General features: G+C 49.9%; 16 protein-coding genes. 5 read left to right on the top strand and 11 right to left on the bottom strand.

What is annotated here, in order from left to right; genetic code table 11:
* Positions 1-15: 15 nt before the first annotated feature.
* The 3 genes from H4O27_RS06050 to H4O27_RS06060 all read right to left on the bottom strand — a co-directional run bounded on the left by H4O27_RS06050 (position 16) and on the right by H4O27_RS06060 (position 4,713).
* On the bottom strand, positions 16-1,254 hold the full coding sequence (locus H4O27_RS06050) for a multifunctional CCA addition/repair protein (protein WP_165007682.1): 1,239 nt from the start codon (positions 1,252-1,254) through the stop codon (positions 16-18).
* Positions 1,255-1,514: 260 nt separating this feature from the next.
* A complete protein-coding gene (locus tag H4O27_RS06055; RefSeq protein ID WP_165007842.1) occupies positions 1,515-2,834 on the bottom strand; it encodes a DUF2130 domain-containing protein in 1,320 nt (439 codons plus the stop codon).
* A gap of 109 nt (positions 2,835-2,943) precedes the next feature.
* A complete protein-coding gene (locus tag H4O27_RS06060) occupies positions 2,944-4,713 on the bottom strand; it encodes an ABC transporter ATP-binding protein/permease (protein ID WP_165007685.1) in 1,770 nt (589 codons plus the stop codon).
* A 249-nt stretch (positions 4,714-4,962) separates the two neighbouring features.
* Between H4O27_RS06060 and H4O27_RS06065 the strand changes: the two genes are divergently transcribed.
* Complete coding sequence (locus tag H4O27_RS06065) at positions 4,963-7,185, top strand: TonB-dependent receptor (RefSeq protein WP_165007687.1); 2,223 nt, start codon at positions 4,963-4,965, stop codon at positions 7,183-7,185.
* A gap of 56 nt (positions 7,186-7,241) precedes the next feature.
* Here the strand turns inward: H4O27_RS06065 and ruvB are convergent, their stop codons facing one another.
* The 6 genes from ruvB to H4O27_RS06090 form a co-directional block, all read right to left on the bottom strand.
* Positions 7,242-8,273, bottom strand: coding sequence for a Holliday junction branch migration DNA helicase RuvB (ruvB, locus tag H4O27_RS06070; protein ID WP_165007689.1), 1,032 nt, complete (start codon positions 8,271-8,273; stop codon positions 7,242-7,244).
* Positions 8,274-8,340: 67 nt separating this feature from the next.
* Positions 8,341-8,649, bottom strand: a complete 309-nt coding sequence (locus H4O27_RS06075) for a hypothetical protein (RefSeq protein ID WP_165007692.1) — start codon at positions 8,647-8,649, stop codon at positions 8,341-8,343.
* Positions 8,650-9,402: 753 nt separating this feature from the next.
* Entirely contained in the window at positions 9,403-9,588 is a 186-nt protein-coding gene (locus tag H4O27_RS06080; protein WP_165007695.1) for a hypothetical protein, read from the bottom strand.
* Positions 9,581-11,140, bottom strand: a complete 1,560-nt coding sequence (gene traD, locus H4O27_RS06085; protein WP_226883521.1) for a type IV conjugative transfer system coupling protein TraD — start codon at positions 11,138-11,140, stop codon at positions 9,581-9,583. The genes H4O27_RS06080 and traD overlap by 8 nt, the downstream gene beginning before the upstream one ends.
* Entirely contained in the window at positions 11,026-11,628 is a 603-nt protein-coding gene (locus H4O27_RS13030; RefSeq protein WP_226883459.1) for a P-loop NTPase family protein, read from the bottom strand. The genes traD and H4O27_RS13030 overlap by 115 nt, the downstream gene beginning before the upstream one ends.
* Positions 11,625-11,822 carry a hypothetical protein gene (locus tag H4O27_RS06090; RefSeq protein WP_165007698.1) on the bottom strand — a complete coding sequence of 66 codons (198 nt, stop codon included), beginning with the start codon at positions 11,820-11,822 and terminating at the stop codon, positions 11,625-11,627. Before H4O27_RS06090 ends, H4O27_RS13030 begins: the two co-directional genes overlap by 4 nt.
* On the opposite strand from H4O27_RS06090, the gene H4O27_RS06095 reads away from it, so the two are divergent.
* The 3 genes from H4O27_RS06095 (at position 11,803) to H4O27_RS06105 (ending at position 12,810) form a co-directional block, all read left to right on the top strand.
* Entirely contained in the window at positions 11,803-12,198 is a 396-nt protein-coding gene (locus H4O27_RS06095; RefSeq protein WP_165007701.1) for a helix-turn-helix domain-containing protein, read from the top strand. The two genes, H4O27_RS06090 and H4O27_RS06095, sit on opposite strands and share 20 nt — an antisense overlap.
* A 125-nt stretch (positions 12,199-12,323) precedes the next feature.
* Positions 12,324-12,548: a type II toxin-antitoxin system RelB family antitoxin gene (relB, locus tag H4O27_RS06100; RefSeq protein ID WP_165007704.1), complete on the top strand. Its 225-nt coding sequence runs from the start codon at positions 12,324-12,326 to the stop codon at positions 12,546-12,548.
* The gene (locus tag H4O27_RS06105; protein WP_165007707.1) at positions 12,532-12,810 is read left to right on the top strand and encodes a type II toxin-antitoxin system RelE family toxin; all 279 of its coding nucleotides are present in this window, start codon (positions 12,532-12,534) and stop codon (positions 12,808-12,810) included. Before relB ends, H4O27_RS06105 begins: the two co-directional genes overlap by 17 nt.
* Before the next feature lie 21 nt (positions 12,811-12,831).
* Here H4O27_RS06105 and H4O27_RS06110 read toward each other — a convergent pair whose 3' ends face one another.
* Complete coding sequence (locus H4O27_RS06110) at positions 12,832-13,659, bottom strand: transglycosylase SLT domain-containing protein (RefSeq protein ID WP_206224741.1); 828 nt, start codon at positions 13,657-13,659, stop codon at positions 12,832-12,834.
* Positions 13,660-13,719: 60 nt separating this feature from the next.
* Here H4O27_RS06110 and H4O27_RS06115 point away from each other — a divergent pair, with 60 nt between their 5' ends.
* On the top strand, positions 13,720-13,941 hold the full coding sequence (locus H4O27_RS06115) for a hypothetical protein (RefSeq protein ID WP_165007710.1): 222 nt from the start codon (positions 13,720-13,722) through the stop codon (positions 13,939-13,941).
* Between the two features lie 36 nt (positions 13,942-13,977).
* Here the strand turns inward: H4O27_RS06115 and H4O27_RS06120 are convergent, their stop codons facing one another.
* Entirely contained in the window at positions 13,978-17,280 is a 3,303-nt protein-coding gene (locus H4O27_RS06120; RefSeq protein WP_165007713.1) for a conjugal transfer protein TraG N-terminal domain-containing protein, read from the bottom strand.
* Between the last annotated feature and the right edge of the window lie 88 nt (positions 17,281-17,368).

A 17,368-nucleotide genomic window follows, 5' to 3' on the forward strand; every position in this document is an offset into this window, starting at 1 on the left:
TTTATATGGATAGCCTTAATCGTGTTGAGCTTTGAAGGCCTCCCGTACCGGCTTGATTTTGGCCAAACGCGCTTCATCTATGCGTTGCGCAATTAAATGTTGCTGCTGATCTCGGGCGCATTGTGCGGCAATTTCTCCGGCATCAATTTCATTGGCTGCCTGTAATAAGTTTAACCAATGTTCACGCTGCGGATACCCGGCATCTTCAAAATTCAGACGGCCTTGTTGATCAGCCATACACACATTCAAGGCCGTCTGAAAGCGTTCAGGCCGTCTGAACGCATCGGTTTTCTTTAAGGTCTTCAATATGGTAGCCGGTTTGAGTTGTGCTGCTTGATGAAAAATAATGTGCCAGCGGCAAACCAGCTCGGCCAATTCGGCGCACGCACGCGGCGCACGCAAACGTTCATTCACTTCACGTACCAAACTTACGCCGGCCAAATCATGCCCGTAATGCTTGGGTAGAATTTCAGACGGCGTTTTGGCTTTGCCCAAATCATGCAGCAGCGCCGCATAGCGCTCAGGTAAACTTAAGCCCATTTCGGCCGCTTTTTGCAACACCATCAGCGTGTGGATGCCGCTGTCGATTTCAGGGTGATAATCCGCACGCTGCGGCACACCGAACAAGGCTTCTACTTCGGGCAGCAATACCGCCAATGCGCCGCATTCGCGCAATACTTCAATCATTTTCGCCGGATTTTGCTCCATCAAGCCTTTGGCCAATTCCTGCCAAACCCGTTCCGCCACCAGCGCATCCGCTTCGCCGTCGGCCACCATCTGCCGCATCAGCTGTCTGGTTTCGTCCGCCACCGTAAAGCCGTAACGTGCGGCAAAACGGGCAATGCGCAAAATCCTGACCGGATCTTCGGCAAAAGCAGGAGAAACATGGCGCAAAATGCCGTCTGAAAGATCTTGTTGCCCGCCGAACGGATCGATAATCAGGCCGTCTGAATCTTGCGCCATGGCATTGATGGTTAAATCGCGGCGCATTAAATCTTGTTCCAGCGTCACGTCTTTATCGGCATGAAACGCAAAACCGGCATAGCCTTTGGCCGTTTTACGCTCGGTGCGGGCGAGGGCGTATTCTTCGTGACTGTCGGGATGCAGGAACACGGGAAAATCTTTGCCCACCGGCTGAAAACCCTGCGCCAGCATGGTAGGCGCATCGGCACCTACCACCACCCAGTCGCGGTCTTTGACTGCCAAGCCTAACAAATGATCGCGGACGGCACCGCCGACTAAATAAATCTGCATACCAAACCTTCAGTTGATTAAATTGTTTTCAGACAGCCTGAGATTAGTGTCAAACTTGAAAATATTCAGAAATTTCCAATCCGTTCCCCGCGTAGACAGGAATCTAGTCCTATCATTTTCAGAAATCTATAAATATTACAGTCATTTGAAATTCTGGATTCCTGCCTGCGCGGGGGAAGCGTAGCGGACTTGCGCAGCTAATGAGGAGGATAGACTCATTAATTTTTACCTAAGTTTTGCAACTGTCTCGACCTTTTAATTTATTTAATCACATCATCATGATTACCCAAAGCCTCAAACGCCGCTTTCATGGTCGGATTTTTGCGGGTAAGTTTTTTCACGCTCAATTCTTCCGCCTTATTGTTGGCCAAGCGTAAGTTGTTTTCCGAAGAGAGCAGAGCTTCTTTGGTTTTTTGCAAATGGGTGATGGTTTTGTCGATTTCTTCAATGGCCGTCTGAAACTTGCGGCTGGCCAATTCGTAATTGCGGGCAAATGCGGTTTTGAAGGTATTTAAATCTTCCTCAAAATTCGTGATATCGATATTTTGTGCACGCATCTGGGCAACTTCCTGTTTGTATTGCAAGGTATTCAGCGCGGCATTTCGTAATAAAGAAATCAGCGGAATGAAAAATTGCGGCCGCACGACATACATTTTCGGATAAGCGTAAGACACATCGACAATGCCGCCGTTGTAAAGCTCGTTGTCGGCCTCCAAAAGCGACACCAACACGGCATATTCGCATTTTTTCTCGCGGCGGTCCTTATCCAACTCTTTGAAAAAATGTTCGTTTTTCTTTTTGGTGGCGGTAGTTTCGTTTTCGTTTTTCATCTCAAACATAATCGAGATGATTTCATTGCCGTCTGAATCGCACTCGCGGTAGATATAGTCGCCTTTGCTGCCGCCGGTTGCGTCGTTATCTTTGCCGAACACGGCTTGCGGGAAGGCGGTGGTGCGGATGCGGTTGAACTCAGTTTCGCAGTGCTGCTCAAGACTTTCGCCAACCATTTTGGTGGATTGGCGCGCTTTGAAATCTTTATAAAACGCAATCGCTTCGTCTTTTTGCTTCAATTGGGCTTGATATTGCTCGCGCAAGGCTTGTTTTTCCAATTCGCGCTCTTTAGCCTGTAATAAAAACCGCGCATTGAGTTCGCCCAATTCACGTTCTTTCACTGCCACAGCACGATGGATTTCCAATTCTTTTTCAATGTTTTTCGATTCTTCCAAGGATTTGGCCTGCAAACGCAACGCGGCAATTTGCTGATCACGATCGGCCAATTGCGCTTTCAGACGGCCCTCTGCTTCGGCAACGGCCAGTTGGCTGTCTTTTTCATGGCTTTTTAAGTGTGCCGCCAATTCGGCCAATTCGCGATCTTTAGCAGCGAGCTTCTGCTGATAAGCGGTTTCCAGCGTGTTTTCCGCCAGCTTGATTTCGGTGTCAAACTGGCGGCGGCTTTGCGCCAAACGCTCGTTTAATTCCTGCTGAAATTCCAGCGTACGCACTTGGTTGGCAATGTCGGCATAACCGGCTTGGTCAACGGTAAAAGCGGTGTGGCAATGAGGGCATTTTATTTCGGGCATCATGTTCTCGCGTGATGTGTTTGTGCGTTATTTTAGCAGAAAGGCCGTCTGAAAACCGGATTTCAGACGGCCTTATATATCATCTTTCGTATGGTCTCGGCATATTGCGTCAATCGCATTTCACCGCGCCGACATCATAGTGAATATTATGAAATTCATTCAGGCTGCTGCGGTGGCCGATGCTGATGATGATGCTTTGGGGCATTTTTTCGCGAATGGCGCGGTAAAGCTGCGATTCGGTGGGTTCGTCAAGTGCGGAGGTGGCTTCGTCGAGTAAAACCACTTTGGCGCGTGAGAGCAGGGTACGGCAGAAGGCGACGCGCTGTAGTTCGCCGGGCGAGAGTTTGTGCTGCCAATCATCGGTTTTGTCGAGCTGGCTGCTTAAATGCTCGAGGCGGCACAGACTCATTGAAGCGGCTAAATCAGGATGCTGCGGGTCGATATCGGGGTAGCAGATGGCTTCGCGCAAAGTGCCTTGCGGAGTGTAGGGGCGCTGCGGCACAAATAAAATCTGGCTGCGCTCGGGTTGCGCGATGTGTCCGCTGCTGCCAAACGGCCACAGTCCGGCCAGTAAACGCAGCAGGGAGGTTTTGCCGCAGCCGCTCGGGCCTTTAATTAATAGGGCATCGCCGGGTTGGACATGGATATTGATATTATCCAACAGGATTTCGCCGTTGTTTCGGTAGAGTGCGACGTTGTTGAGTTTGAGGCCGTCTGAAACGTGTTTAATCTCGGGTTTAGGGGCGCTGTGTTGCTCGTGGGTGCTGAGTAAAAAACCGTATAAACGTTCCAAACGGGCGCGGTAGGCGGTGAATTCTTCGTAAAACATGCGAAAAAACGACAGCGCACGTTGCAGACGGGCAAAGGCTTGCACAGTTTGCTGCACATCGCCGATTTTGATTTGGCCGGCAAACAGGCGTGGCGCTTGCAGAATAATCGGGAAAAGCTGAATACCGTTGCTGAACATATCGTTAAAGCCGCTTAAGGCCACGCTTTGACGGGCGATGCGCCAGCGGTTGCGGATAATGGCGGCAAAGCGGCTGCTTAATTGGTTTTGTTCGCGCCATTCGCCGTCGTAAAATGCCACGCTCTCGGCATGATCGCGCACGCGGATGAGCGAATAGCGGTAGTCGCCGTTGAGTTTTTCGTTTTCATAGTTGTAACGAATCAAGGGGTTGCCAATCCACATGGCGATAAAGGTTGCCAAAATCACAAAGATAAACACAAACCACACAATGCCGCGCGGAATATCGTAGCCAAATACGGTCAGAATGCCCGCCAAGCCCCACAATACAAAGGCAAATTCGAGCGACGACACCACCGAATTGAGCATACCGCGCACAAATTCGATGGTAGACGTAATGAAATCCTGTGCGTCTTGTTGGATACGTTGGTCGATGTTGTCGGGCGAATGACGGCGCATTTGCAAGCGGTAGTAATTTTTGTTTTCCAGCCAGCGCGCGGTCAGCACATGATTAAGTTTTTCCGACCATTTGATGGCCAAACTTTGATCGAGAAAATCGTTAACCACACCGTTGAACGCACGCAGCAGCACCACGCCTGCATTCATGGCAGCAAACTGCCAAAATGCCCGTATTTTCATGTCTTGCATGGAGCTGTATAAGCCGTTGGACATAAAAGTACTGAGCACATTCAACCGGATTTCAGTGAGCAGCAATACCACCATCACCACAATGGCGATGATGATTTTGACGCTGCTTTTGCGCGTTAAACAGAGCTTGAGAATATATTTAAATTCTTGGCCGAAGCGGGTTTTGGAAGCGAAAAATAAAATAATGATGAGCGCCACTGCCACGCCTGCGAGCGCTTGCAGCAGCCACAGCGGAGTGCCGTAAAGCTCGGTTTGCCATTTTTGCATAAGGTTCTTTTTAATTGCGTTACCAGGCCGTCTGAAAATATTTTCAGGCGGCATTATTTAATGATTCAAGAGATTATTGCGTTAAGTGTTGTATTTATTGTTTAAAATTAATGATAAGAACAATTTCTATTTCATTTTATAGCGAAGAATAATGTTATCAAATATAATCCGTCCTTAAAATCATTTTTAGATTTTTTACGCTTAAAACATATTTATTTCAGAAACATATTTATTTCAGAGAAAACCTACATGAACAGTAAATTAGCCTTAATGCCGCTCTTGATTGCCGCCGCATTTACCCATGCTGCCGATGAAAGCAGTGATGCCGCAGCTGCCAATCAAACAAAATTGCAACAAGTAGAAGTGAAGGGCGACAACGCACGCGTGCGCGCAGCCAAATCGTATTCCATTGCCAGCGACGGCGATTTGAAAGACCGCGTCAATCTTGGCGTGTTGGGCAAAGCCAATGCCTTTACCGCACCGGTGACGGTAGTGAGTTATGATGAAAAAGCGATTCGCAACACTGAAGCGCGCACTTTAGTGGATGTCGTGGCGAAAAAAGATGCGTCGACTTGGCAATTCGGCGGCGAAACCAATACGCTCACCGGCCTGTATTTCCGCGGCTATCAGCTAGACTCGCGCCAATTCAGCGTCAACGGTTTAGCTGGTATGTACGGCACGCAGGGTACATCCAGCGTGCAAGTGGCTTCTGCGCAGTTAATCAAGGGCGCATCGACCGCAGTTAACGGCATGGATCCGGAAGGCGCGGCTTCCGGCTCGTTAAACATCGAAACCAAAAAAGCCGCCGATGAAGGCAAGCACACCGTCGGTTTGGGTTGGTTTAGCGACAGCCGTGCGCAAGGCACGTTTGATTTGGGCAAGCGTTTCGGCGAAAACAAGCAACTTGGCGTACGCGTCAACGGCAAGTTGCGCCACGGTGATACCCCGCGCGACGGTTACAGCGAAGACAACAAAGAATTTGCCGTAAACACCGATTACCGCGGTGAAAAATTACGCGTGGCGTTTGATTCTGTGTATTCCAAACGCAAAGCACAAGGCGGCCGCGCGCGTATTCAGGATATCCAAAATGCCAATGGCCGATTGTTCGAAGCACCAAGCGGCAAGACCAATTTACTGCCTTCTTGGAACTGGCAAAACACCCGCACCCAAACCAATATGCTGACCTTTGAATACGACACCGACTACGATTCCCAAATCAGCGGCGGTATCGGCTACAACGATGCGCGTTATTACGGCACACTGATTTCGCCAACGGTCAGCACCACCGACAGCAGCCAATACAACACCAACACTGCCCGCCTGACCGACCAGCGTTTCCAAACCACCAGCATGAATCTCACCGCACGCGGCCAATTTGAAACCGGCGTGGTTGCGCACACTTGGAGCGCAGCCTTAGACCGCATCGACCGCCGCCGCCAAACCTATCGCGGCACCAAAGCAGGCAGCAGCAAAGCCACCATTGACGGCACCGGCGATATTGCCGCGCAACTGGCTTCGTTTACCGCCGATTATCCGACCACCATGGAAAGCGCGTCGAATCCGGATACCCGTATTGAAGTCAACAGCTTAGCATTGTCCGATACCATGGGTTTTGCCGACAACCGCTACCGCTTTACTTTGGGCGGCCGCTTCCAGCAAGTCGAGCAAAAAAACAATCGCGACCAAACCAAAGCCGATGCTGGCCGCTTCAGCCCGATGCTGATGGCCGCGTGGGTGCCTCAACCGGATTTGGTGGTTTACGGCAACTACATGGAAGATTTAGAACCGGCCAGCTTGAGCGTTGACAATGCCACCGGCGACACCACCATGGCCAAACCGCGCGTCAGCCGCCAGTTTGAAATCGGCGTGCGTAAAAACTGGGGCGATTTTGTCACCACGTTAAACGCCTTCCAAATCCGCCGTCCGGGCTATTGGCGCGGCAACACCACCGGCGAAACCGACTTTGCCGCCAGTGGCGCGGCTCCGGGCGATGCGCATGGTATTGAGCGTAACCGCGGTATCGAATTTAATATTTATGCCAATCTGCTGAACCAAACCCTGCGCCCGAGCTTTGGTTTGATGTATTTGAAATCGCAAGTCAAAGATTATCCGAATTACAAAGACAATCTGATCAGCGGCGTGCAAGTCGCCAATCCGAGCGTGATTGCCAAAGCAGGCGTGGAATGGGATATTCCTTATGTGAAAGGTTTGACGCTGTCGGGTAATGTGCAGTATTTCGGCAAATCTTATCAAGATACGCAGAAACAATACGCTTTCCCGTCTTATACCTTGGCGGACATCGGCGCGCGCTATAAAACCAAGCTGGGCAAGAACGATTTGACCGTGAGCACGGCGGTAGAAAATCTGTTCGACAAAGCTTATTGGCAAGTACAGCGCGGCCAATATGACCGCAGCTTTGCCGTATTGGGTATGCCGCGGACTTATTGGCTGAAAGCCGAATATTCGTTCTGATTGCGAATATAAACAAAGGCCGTCTGAAACTTTCAGACGGCCCATCAATATCAAATTTATTCAGTTACTTTTAAGCCGAAATGCAGGTAAGTTCGCTCGGTGGCGACACGGCCGCGCGGTGTGCGTTGCAAAAAACCTTGCTGAATCAAATAAGGCTCAATCACATCTTCAATGGTATCGGTTGATTCGCCAATCGCCGCCGCCACGTTTTCCAAACCCACAGGGCCACCGCCGAATTTATACAAAATGGCTTCGAGAAATTTTCTGTCCATCACATCCAAACCTTTGGCATCGACATCAAGCATACTCAAAGCGGCATCGGCAATATCGGCATCAATCACGCCGTCGTTTTTCACTTCGGCATAATCACGCACGCGACGCAACAGACGGTTGGCAATACGCGGCGTACCACGACTGCGCTTGGCCACCTCCATCGCACCTTCATCACCCATGTTCAACGACAATAATTGCGCCGAACGGCTGACAATCGTAGCTAAATCATTGTTTTCATAGAACTCCAAACGGGAAACAATGCCGAAACGGTCGCGCAGCGGATTGGTCAGCATACCCGCACGCGTAGTGGCACCAATCAGCGTAAACGGCGGCAAATCGATTTTTACCGAACGCGCCGCTGGGCCTTCGCCAATCATGATATCAAGCTGATAATCCTCAAGGGCAGGGTAAAGAATTTCTTCTACCACCGGACTCAAACGGTGAATTTCATCAATAAAAAGAACATCATGCGGCTCAAGATTGGTTAATAGGGCAGCCAAATCGCCGGCACGCTCCAACACAGGGCCACTGGTTTGGCGCAGATTGACGCCCAATTCTTTGGCAATAATGTGCGCCAACGTGGTTTTACCCAAACCCGGCGGGCCAAACAATAAGGTATGGTCAAGCGCTTCACCGCGTTTTTTCGCCGCTTCAATGAAAATGGCCAACTGTTCCTTAGCCTTGGTTTGGCCGATGTAATCCGCCAATGTTTTCGGGCGCAAGGCGCGTTCTAAAAGCTCTTCTTGGGCAGAAATCGATTGTGCCGCAATAATGCGCTGCGGCGGCTGGGCGGTAAGATTATCAGTTTGCAACATAATTTATCATTTCAATCATCGGCAAATGCCGGAAATATTTTCAGACGGCCTCAAGGTTAACATAGTCCTAGCCGCGCAATTCACGCCAAGCCAAGTAATCACGCAGCGGCGGCATGGGCGGATTAATGCAATGCGGACACATGCCGGTGATGTCTTCATCATCACTGTCGATATGGTATTCATTCGGATCAAAACGCTGCTGCTGCAAAACCGCCTGAGCCAATGCCTGTGCCTGAACCACGTCAAAATCAAAGCGCTGTAAAATTTCTTGCAGCAAACCGGTTTCATTGGCGCTGAAATCGCTGCTGTTAGTGATAATCATATGCTGATAATCTTTGTTGGTAATTTTCTCGAGCAGTAAATCGGTATTAAACATAAAGCTATTGGAAACAGAGATAATAGGCCGGATTATACAGCATAACTTTGCCGCTCATTAGTTTGCGTTTCAAGATAATCATGTTAATTCGCATAATGTCGGGTTTATGACAAGTTGCCGAAGCGACCCATTCCGGCGCAGTATTTTTAAATATCAGTCTTGCTTCGCTGGACGTGGTTTTGCGATTTAAAAACGGGCAAATCCCAAAGGATAGGGTATTCATAAAGATTCGGAAAAAAAACACTCCGAATCTTTACAAACCTTCCCCCTATCCTTTGGGATTTGCCCGTTTTTGGACAATCGCACCCCGACCAAGCGAAGCAAGACTGACATTTAAAAAAACGCCTACATTAGCAGTTTAGCCCCTCCCAGCTCCACAATCCTGAGCAGGGCGGAACGATTAAAAAAACATGAAAGGAGCTTAAAATGACTTAGATTTGACAATTGACAAGCCAAGCGATGGGGACAAAGCAAAAATCCCCAAGCGCGAACTAGGGGATTTTTGCTGTTCCTGCCAGTTTTAAACAAACCTAAAGGAACTTAAAAATGCAGATAACCTTTCGATTCGGGAAACTGCTTTTGACTGCATCGGTTGATACACGCATTATCTTAGCGTTAATTATGCTGCTTAGTCAATAACCCACGATAATAAGGCCGTCTGAAGTTTCAGACGGCCTTTAGCATTTTATGCTAGCCGGTGAAGGCCGGTTTTGCCCGATTTTGGAATAAAAAGCACTTTTAAGAGCAATTTAATTACCGATGGGTTCGAATCAGTTCTGATTTCAATAAATCATCCTGTCCGAAGTAGGTCTGAATAGCTACCGACGAAAAAAACAGGATTGCAGTAACCAACAAAATGATGAAAGCCCATTTGAACGGTTTGGTCAAAAAGCCAATGCTGGTTGACTTGGTCAGAAATTCGGGAGATTGGTTAGCCATAATATTGTCCTTCTACAAAAGCATTGTTTTCTGAGTCATCGGTGCGGTTCAAGCGGACAATTTCACGCATTTTTTCAGCAACGGCAGTCAAATCGGATGGAACATCAATGTCCGGGTCGGGCAAGGGGAGTGGGAGTCGGATTTTATAGAGTTGCCCGCCCTCTAGTAGCGCAAAAGCCTGTCCTTTGGGCAGGTTGATCAAGTCTGATGTTTGCAGCATCGGGACGGTTTCTGTTGCTAACCGGTCTTCGTTCGAACTGGTAAAATCCTCCATGTCTTTCGGAAGGGCGACATCTCCGGCGGAAGATACTTGAGTGCCTGAAACGACTTTGACATCCGGTAGCTGGCTGGTCAGCAATTCGGCGGTTGATTCGTGCTTGACACGGAGCATAATCATATTGTTCAAGTTACCGGCAATTTGGCCGGCTTTGGCGGCCGAACCGATTTTGGCTTCGACATCGGACCATGTTTGCGTGTAAACGGTGACTTGATAACCGGCACCGCCGGCTTTATTCAGCAGCGGAATGAACTCATCCCCGATTAATTCGTTAAATTCATCTGCATGAATAGCCACTTTCCGTTTTTTAGTTGCTCCTGACTGGCCAAAACCATGACCGTGCTTGTAGATATGACCGGAAAGCGAAGTCAGGTCTGCAAACATTGCATTACCGACTGCTGCGGCTACTTCAGCATCGGTTAGTGCATCCAGTCCCACATATACCACCGCTTCGGAGGCCATGACTTTACGCCAGTCCATAACCGGCCGCTCATCAGTTAAATCATTGAAATCCGGACTGATTAATTCGGCTACTTTGCCGCTGGTCAGTTTTTCAAGCAATGGGTACAGTGATGAAACCAGTTTATCGAAATAGGTGCGTTCATTACCTAAAATGCCGATGACAGCATCCGTCAATGGATTGTTCGATCCTTTTGATTTCAGAAAATACGCGGTTTTAACCGTTTCCATATCCCGACCGGTTTTGCCGGCCGTTTTCTTTTGTTCTGATTCCAAATCGTAAGATTCATATTCTTTTTCCCACTCGGGATATTCCAAGTTGAGTGTTTTTTCAAAATAGGCTTTGGCCAAGTCATCCATATTCACGGCACACTGGTAAATGCTCAGATAGGTTGGTTTAATGGAAATAGCTTCCATAATTTTGGCCAACACGTTTACAAAGCGCCATACGAATGCTTTAAATGCTGCCGAATTACCTTCTCCAGGCAAACCGTTGGACATACGGGTGGCTACTTCGGTAATTCTTGAGAAATCGCCGACCGGATTGTAGCGGCAAGATACTTCAGGGAAGCCTAAGTGAAAAAGGTAAAACGGCCGGTTCATTTTTTTCGCACGTGCATACATCATCAGCATCACATCGGCATCACCTTTGGGGTCGAACATAATGGTCACATCACCACGGCAGATGTCTTGGTTGATCATTACTTCTGCAAGGCGGGTTTTACCGACACGGGTAGTTCCCCAAACCCCGGTATGGCCGACGCGCTCGCCCAACGACATGAAGATTTCTTCTTCCTCCGGTTCGACACCGTGAATTTCAGGAGAACCGCCGACAGGAGGTAAGGGGCAACCGGATTCCACCAGGCATTTGATGAAGCCAGCTTGGTCAGCCATGTTTCTCCCGGTGTTTTGATTTCATGCAGGCGTGCTGCTTTATATAGCTTCCCCGGGAGGCGCAGGTGGTCGTTTTCAGGCTGGCGAATCATCATCAAGCGCTGGGTATGCTTCTGCGTCCATCTAAATCCTTTTCCCAAAAACAATGCTTTGTCGGATACCGGAATTTGGTCGGGAGTGGCCGCATAATAGGGGAGGTTTTTCACGTTCTTCCGATACCGGCGGATGCGCTTGCCTTCAAAATAACGTTTGACTGCCAGACCGCCTAAAACCGGAATAACCGCATAGCGGCTGATTCCGGGTAATGGCATGAGTGTGGCTGCCAGCATCGCGGCAGAATAGGATGCGGCGCTGCAAAATTCATAGGGGTAGCGGTATACGTTTTCAGGAAGACGGATGGTCAGGCTCATGAATCTTCTCCGGTCGGTTTGGGTTGGAGTAGGTTTTGGCTGTCAGCCAGTGCAATATCAATGTTGTTCGGTGGTCTGCTGTCGGCTTTCACAATCAGGTGCAGCTTGTCTTCTGGTATCAGATAGCAGTGAAACAGTAATTTCTGCTGTGCTTTAACGGCCAAGGCGGTATAGATGGCAGAACGTTTGGTCAATCGGATTAAAGACAAGGGGGCGGTATTGTCGATTCCCGGGTTGTTGGATTTGTCGCAACTGGACATGGACGGCCAGCCGGAAATTGCCAAGATTTACCTGAACGGTCTGTCGGATATGTTGTTGAAAGTCGCTTTGCTGATTGCGCGTCAGGATTACGAGACCCGTAGGGAACGGCAACATCAAGGTATCGGGCAAGCGCGGCAACAGGGTAAATACCGTGGCCGCCGCCCTGATGCCAACCTACACCGCAACGTATTCCGGTTGCGCAATGCGGGTACCAGCATCAACGAAACCGCAAAATTAGCGGAATGCAGCCCGACCACGGTTAAAAAGATTATGAAGATGTATAGCAGTATTGATGAAATTCCTCTTTAAGGTTTGTACAACGTTTTAATATCATGAATTTACATTAAGAATACATTACCATCTATTGCTTCGACATCGAAAATCCGTATAATGATATACATGTATATCAAAGACTGATATTAAAAAGGAAAACCATGATTGCCGTCAGATTGCCTGAGGATATCGAAGCCCGTTTAGCAGAGCTGGCAGCCAAAACCGGCCGCACTAAAACCTTTTATGTGCGCGAAGCGGTATTAAGCCACTTGGAAGATTTGGAAGATTTATATTTGGCTGAACAGCGATCCATTGAAATCCAAGCCGGCCGCAGCCAACCTGTTTCATTGGAAGAAGTGATGAAGCGCTATGGCTTGGAAGGTTGAGTTGCACCGAACGGCAGAAAAAGAATTGGCTAAATTGGACAAACAAGTTGCCGTCAGAATTTTGAAATTCCTTCACGAACGTGTTGCCGCTTCTGAGAACCCTCGACAAATAGGGGAGGCACTCAAAGGGTCGGCACTTGGCGAATATTGGAAATACAGGGTAGGGGACTACCGCATTATTACCGAAATCAAAGATAATGTCCTGACGGTTTTGGTATTAAAGGTCGGCAACCGCCGGGAAATATACCGGTCACGCAACTAGATTCTCGCCCCTATATTTTTATCAACTGCCGGTGGATTGGAAATAGCCGCCGGTATCGGCCGCATGGGATACGGTCTTGCCGGTGGACTGGAAGTTTCCGCTACTGCTTGGGTGCACGGCAGTACGTTCAGTCGTATGGAAATAGCCTTCCTGTTTCTTAACAGATTTTTTAGCGGCTTGGGCTGTGTTTTTCAGACGACCTGACCCGCGCATCGGCGTTGGCTTGGAAGGCAGGCTGACACGGAGTGTTTCAGCCGTTGCGGAATCGGAAATTTTTTGCAGATTTCCCTGTCTATAATTCTCTGTTTTGGATGATTTTTCTTGAAACAGACGGTATAGGGAAGTAATATTGCGGACATAGGCGCGGGTTTCCCTAAACGGCGGAATGCTTCGGCCGTATTTGCGGACGTTTCCCGGTCCCGCATTATAGGCGGCCAACGCCAGATCGACGGATTTAAATTCGTCCAGCATCTTACGCAGATAGCGGCTGCCGGTACGGATGGAAACTTCGGCATCGAATAACTGCAAATGGTGTACACCCAAATCGGCTGCGGTACCCGGCATGACTTGGGTCAGACCTGTCGCTTTAACCCGTGAAACCGCCTTGCGGTTGTATCGGCTCTCGTAAGCCACCAGTGCCTTGAACAAACCCGGATCAACACCTTCCTCGCGTGCGATTTTTTCAATGGCGGGACTGTGTTTCCAGTAGTTTGCAATCATCGTCAGACAAGATTTGTTGGCGATTTTGCCTTGCAGACACCCCTCTACCTGCTCTTTGGCACTTTTGGCGAAAGCGGGTTGTGCGGCCAAAAGCACGGCCGTCAAAACAGTAACGACGTTTTTTTTCATTTTGCAATACCTCGGACAAACAAACGGGATATTTTTGGAATCTTTGACAGGAGTAAGGCTATGAAACAGAATAATCAGAACATCGACCTGACCAAAGTGGATTTGACCCAGTTGGATAGTGAGTCTATGAACCAGTTGATTGATGCCTTTAAAGGAACTAAACATTACAAGAAAAATCAGAAGATAGTTAAGATCTTTGGAAGTATTCTTCTTTTAATTCTCTTAATTGTATTTGCACCTATAATTCGTGAAATTTTCACCTTAATTTCAAAAGCATTTTAAAAAAGAGCTGGCTGGTTAGCCAGCTCTTTTTTATGCTCAACCGAACGTACTCTTGGCATGTATCAGTGCAGCCCGGACATCACTCAGACTCAAATGCGCCTTGTTGTTGCCCACCCCGTGATAATAGCTTTGACCGGCGGCCACATGCCGCACATGGCCTTTCATGGCATGAGGCACTGGGAATGATGCCCACTCCTTCGCCATGGCCACCATCGCCTTATTAAGGTCGTTGTGCTTGCCTTTGATAAAGTCCAAAGCCGCACCGCCGCCTGCTTTGCCAATCAGGTATTCGCTGAAGAAACGCTCCTGCAATTCCGGCGTAAATTTTTCGTTACCGGACAGCTCCAATGCTTTGACACCGGAAGCGAAGGTGGACGGAATCATCTGATAACGTCCGACGGCATTAAATTCCTTGCTCCGTTGGGCGGCCATGATTTCGTTTACCGTCATACCGGACAAATTGCGTGTAGCGGCTCTTTGTCCGTGGCGTTCGCCTAAATTGACCGAATTGTAACCGCCTTCGCCTTTACTGATGAGGGAGCGCAATGCGGACATCGGAGCAGCATTGCCCGGTGATGCGGATGCGGTAGCCGAACTGCTTGAAGTAACTTCTCCCAGACCACGTACCTGACCGGATTCAGCCAGCCGTTCGAAGCGCTCGGCAGCCGCCTGATTCTTAAAGTTGAAGTGGATGTGATCCCCGGTGGCACCGCCTTCTCCTTTCTTCTCATAATTCACATAATAGTCTTTGTCACTGAACCCGTTTTGCTGCATAAAGTCACGGATTTTATGTTCGGCCGCCATCCAACTGGTATGGCCGGTACCCAAGGCCTGCGTGCTTTTGCCTTCTTGGTCTAAAACCATATCTAGTGCCAAACCGCGTACATGTTTACTGTTCGGACGGTTATCGACATGGTAGGAGTCGTTGAAGGCGCTGAAACGGACATCCTGCTTGTCGGTATCGAACAGTTTTTCCATTGCGTGCGCCATCGCCAATACGCCTTCTTGGGTTTTCACCCCGTTTTTGGCTTCACCGCCAAAGGCTTTGTTGCGTGCCAACGTCGTCAGTCCTTCACGGTCGGTGGATAGGTAGCTGCCGTTGTCCGGCGTATTCATTGAGGTTTTGTGCAGGCTGCCTGAAGACGGGGTAGGGTTCTGGTCGCTGTAATCCAGCATTTGTTCCGCTGTCGGTGCAGTCAGCTTGCGGCCGATAATGCTTTCTAGCGACGAACCGTCAAACGTTTTGCTGGAATCGTTGGGATTGTAGTTGTCCAACATCTTGTTCAGTTCGGCATAGCGTTTGTTTAGGGTATCAGTTGAATCTGAAATAGCAGTTTTAGTCAGCCCAACACCTCTTGCCAATGCTTCCCCAGCTTTTTCCCATGAAGCTCGCTGACGCAACTCCTTCTCAATCGCCTGTTTTTCTTCAATCGCAGCCACTTTCATGGCGTTGTTGGCCTCAATCACCTTACGCTGCTCGGCAATGGTCATGCCCATGCTGTTGACCTTTTCACCGACCTGCGGACCGAGGTTGCGGGTACCGCCCAGCCGTTCGCCGACATTCAAATCCTGACGGAAACTGCCGACGGAAGCCGCGTGCTGAGGGTCGATGTCTTGGTTGATACGCGCCGCTGCCTGTCCCTGCATCATCTTCTGATGCTCCAGCATATCCATACGGCCTTCCAGCATGGCTTTGTGGGTTTCGATGCCCTGCATATCGCTGTGGTTGAAGATTTCGCGCATGGCGGCATTGGCCGCTAACCGTTCCGCATCGCTGCCACCGGCATTGAATGCCATCAATCTGTCAAACAGCGCACCGTTGGCATTGCCGCCGAATCGACCCGCATCCATAATGGTCTGCGCCACTTTGTCGCTGTACTGCTCGGCAGCGGTAATGGCCGCATTACGCTGGATGTCGGCGGCCTGACTGTCGCGGTCGACGTTAATCATGACCTCGTTGAACATTTTTTGGTCGATGCTGGTGGCGCTGCTGCCGGATTGTTGCAGGGAAGCAGCGTTCTCCAGGCTGCTCATATCAGAGCGCAAATCGGAAAGGGTCTGGCTGTGGACCTGTTGCAGTGTCTGCGAGTCCAGGCTGGCCGCCGTCATGGTCAGGCCGTTGCGGTTGGTTACGCTGCTGCTGGTCGTCGTGCCTTCCGATTTCTCGCTACCGGTACTGGTGCTGCTTGTATCACTAGTTTGGCCGCTAGTAGAAATTTCCACTAAGCCGCCACCTTTCAAAGCAATTCCACCTCCGTTTCCAAAGGCTTCAAGCCCAGTTTTTGCGGTTATCTCCCCTCCTGCATAGACCTTACCACCGGCAGCCTGAGTAGTTGAGTCCGCCATCACATGCGTACCCGCTTCCACATAACGCGCCGAAGCCTGCTGGCCGGTCGCCTGGTCGATGACCCAGCCGGAAGAGGTGGCTACGCCGTTCGAATCGACATGGGCAAACGTCATCTGCTCCGCCGTCGTACCCAACGCACTGGCCTGTGCGGACAGTACGCGCTTGGCCGTTTCGGTCTGACTGTCGGTCATGGCGAGGTTGAAAGTGGTCGGGCTGTTTGCATAGGCGTTGGACTGCAAATCCTCCATGCTTTCCGCAGGGCCGTATTGGGTCGCATTCTGAATCATCCTCTCTGCACCGATAACGCTGGTTTTGTGGAGATCCGGTGCCTCCAGTTCTTCCTTGATGGCATTTTGGCCGACCAAGTTGGCACGGTTGGCAATCGCCGCAAATCCGTAGGCCGAACCGCTCAAAATAAAGAACAGAATGGTCGGGATATAGGCCATCAGCGATGAACCGGTCAGGATGGATTTTTGGATGCTGTCGAACAGTCCGGCGGTAAATCCCGGGGACAGCACCACGTTCGGCGTACCGCTGTACATAATGGCCAAGGTTGCTTTGTAGAGGTTGTCCATCAGGTTTTGCTGCATGAAATGGGCAATCAGGGTGTCAATCGGCAGCCAGGAGTTAATCCACGCCGCCAACATGATGTACATGCCCAACAGTTTGAAACCCGCCCAGCCGCGAATCACAATCATGAATACCATCAGCGGGGTCACGCCGATATACAGGCACAGCATCAGGTTCAAGAAGCCTTCGGCCAGCGTCTGAAAAATCGACGCTTCACCGGCGGCATCCACGGCGGAAGTACCGATGGCATCCGTCATCATGGCGGCGGCCTGAGTACAGGCGGCATCTTGTGCGCCGATACACTGGTTAGCGATTTGGTTAAAAATCATCGAAGCCTGAATCGAAGCCGCATCAATCTGCACGCCGGCACTGTAATACTGTGCCAAGGCATTCGGTGTCAGGGTACCGCTCTGCTGCGCCATGGCGTAGGCCGTCGTCAATACGTCCGCCGGTTACGGATTGCTGCCGGAAGAGCCGCCAACCTGGGTCGCCAATGCGCCGGGCAATTCA

This window comes from Neisseria yangbaofengii, assembly GCF_014898075.1.
Lineage (GTDB): Bacteria > Pseudomonadota > Gammaproteobacteria > Burkholderiales > Neisseriaceae > Neisseria > Neisseria yangbaofengii.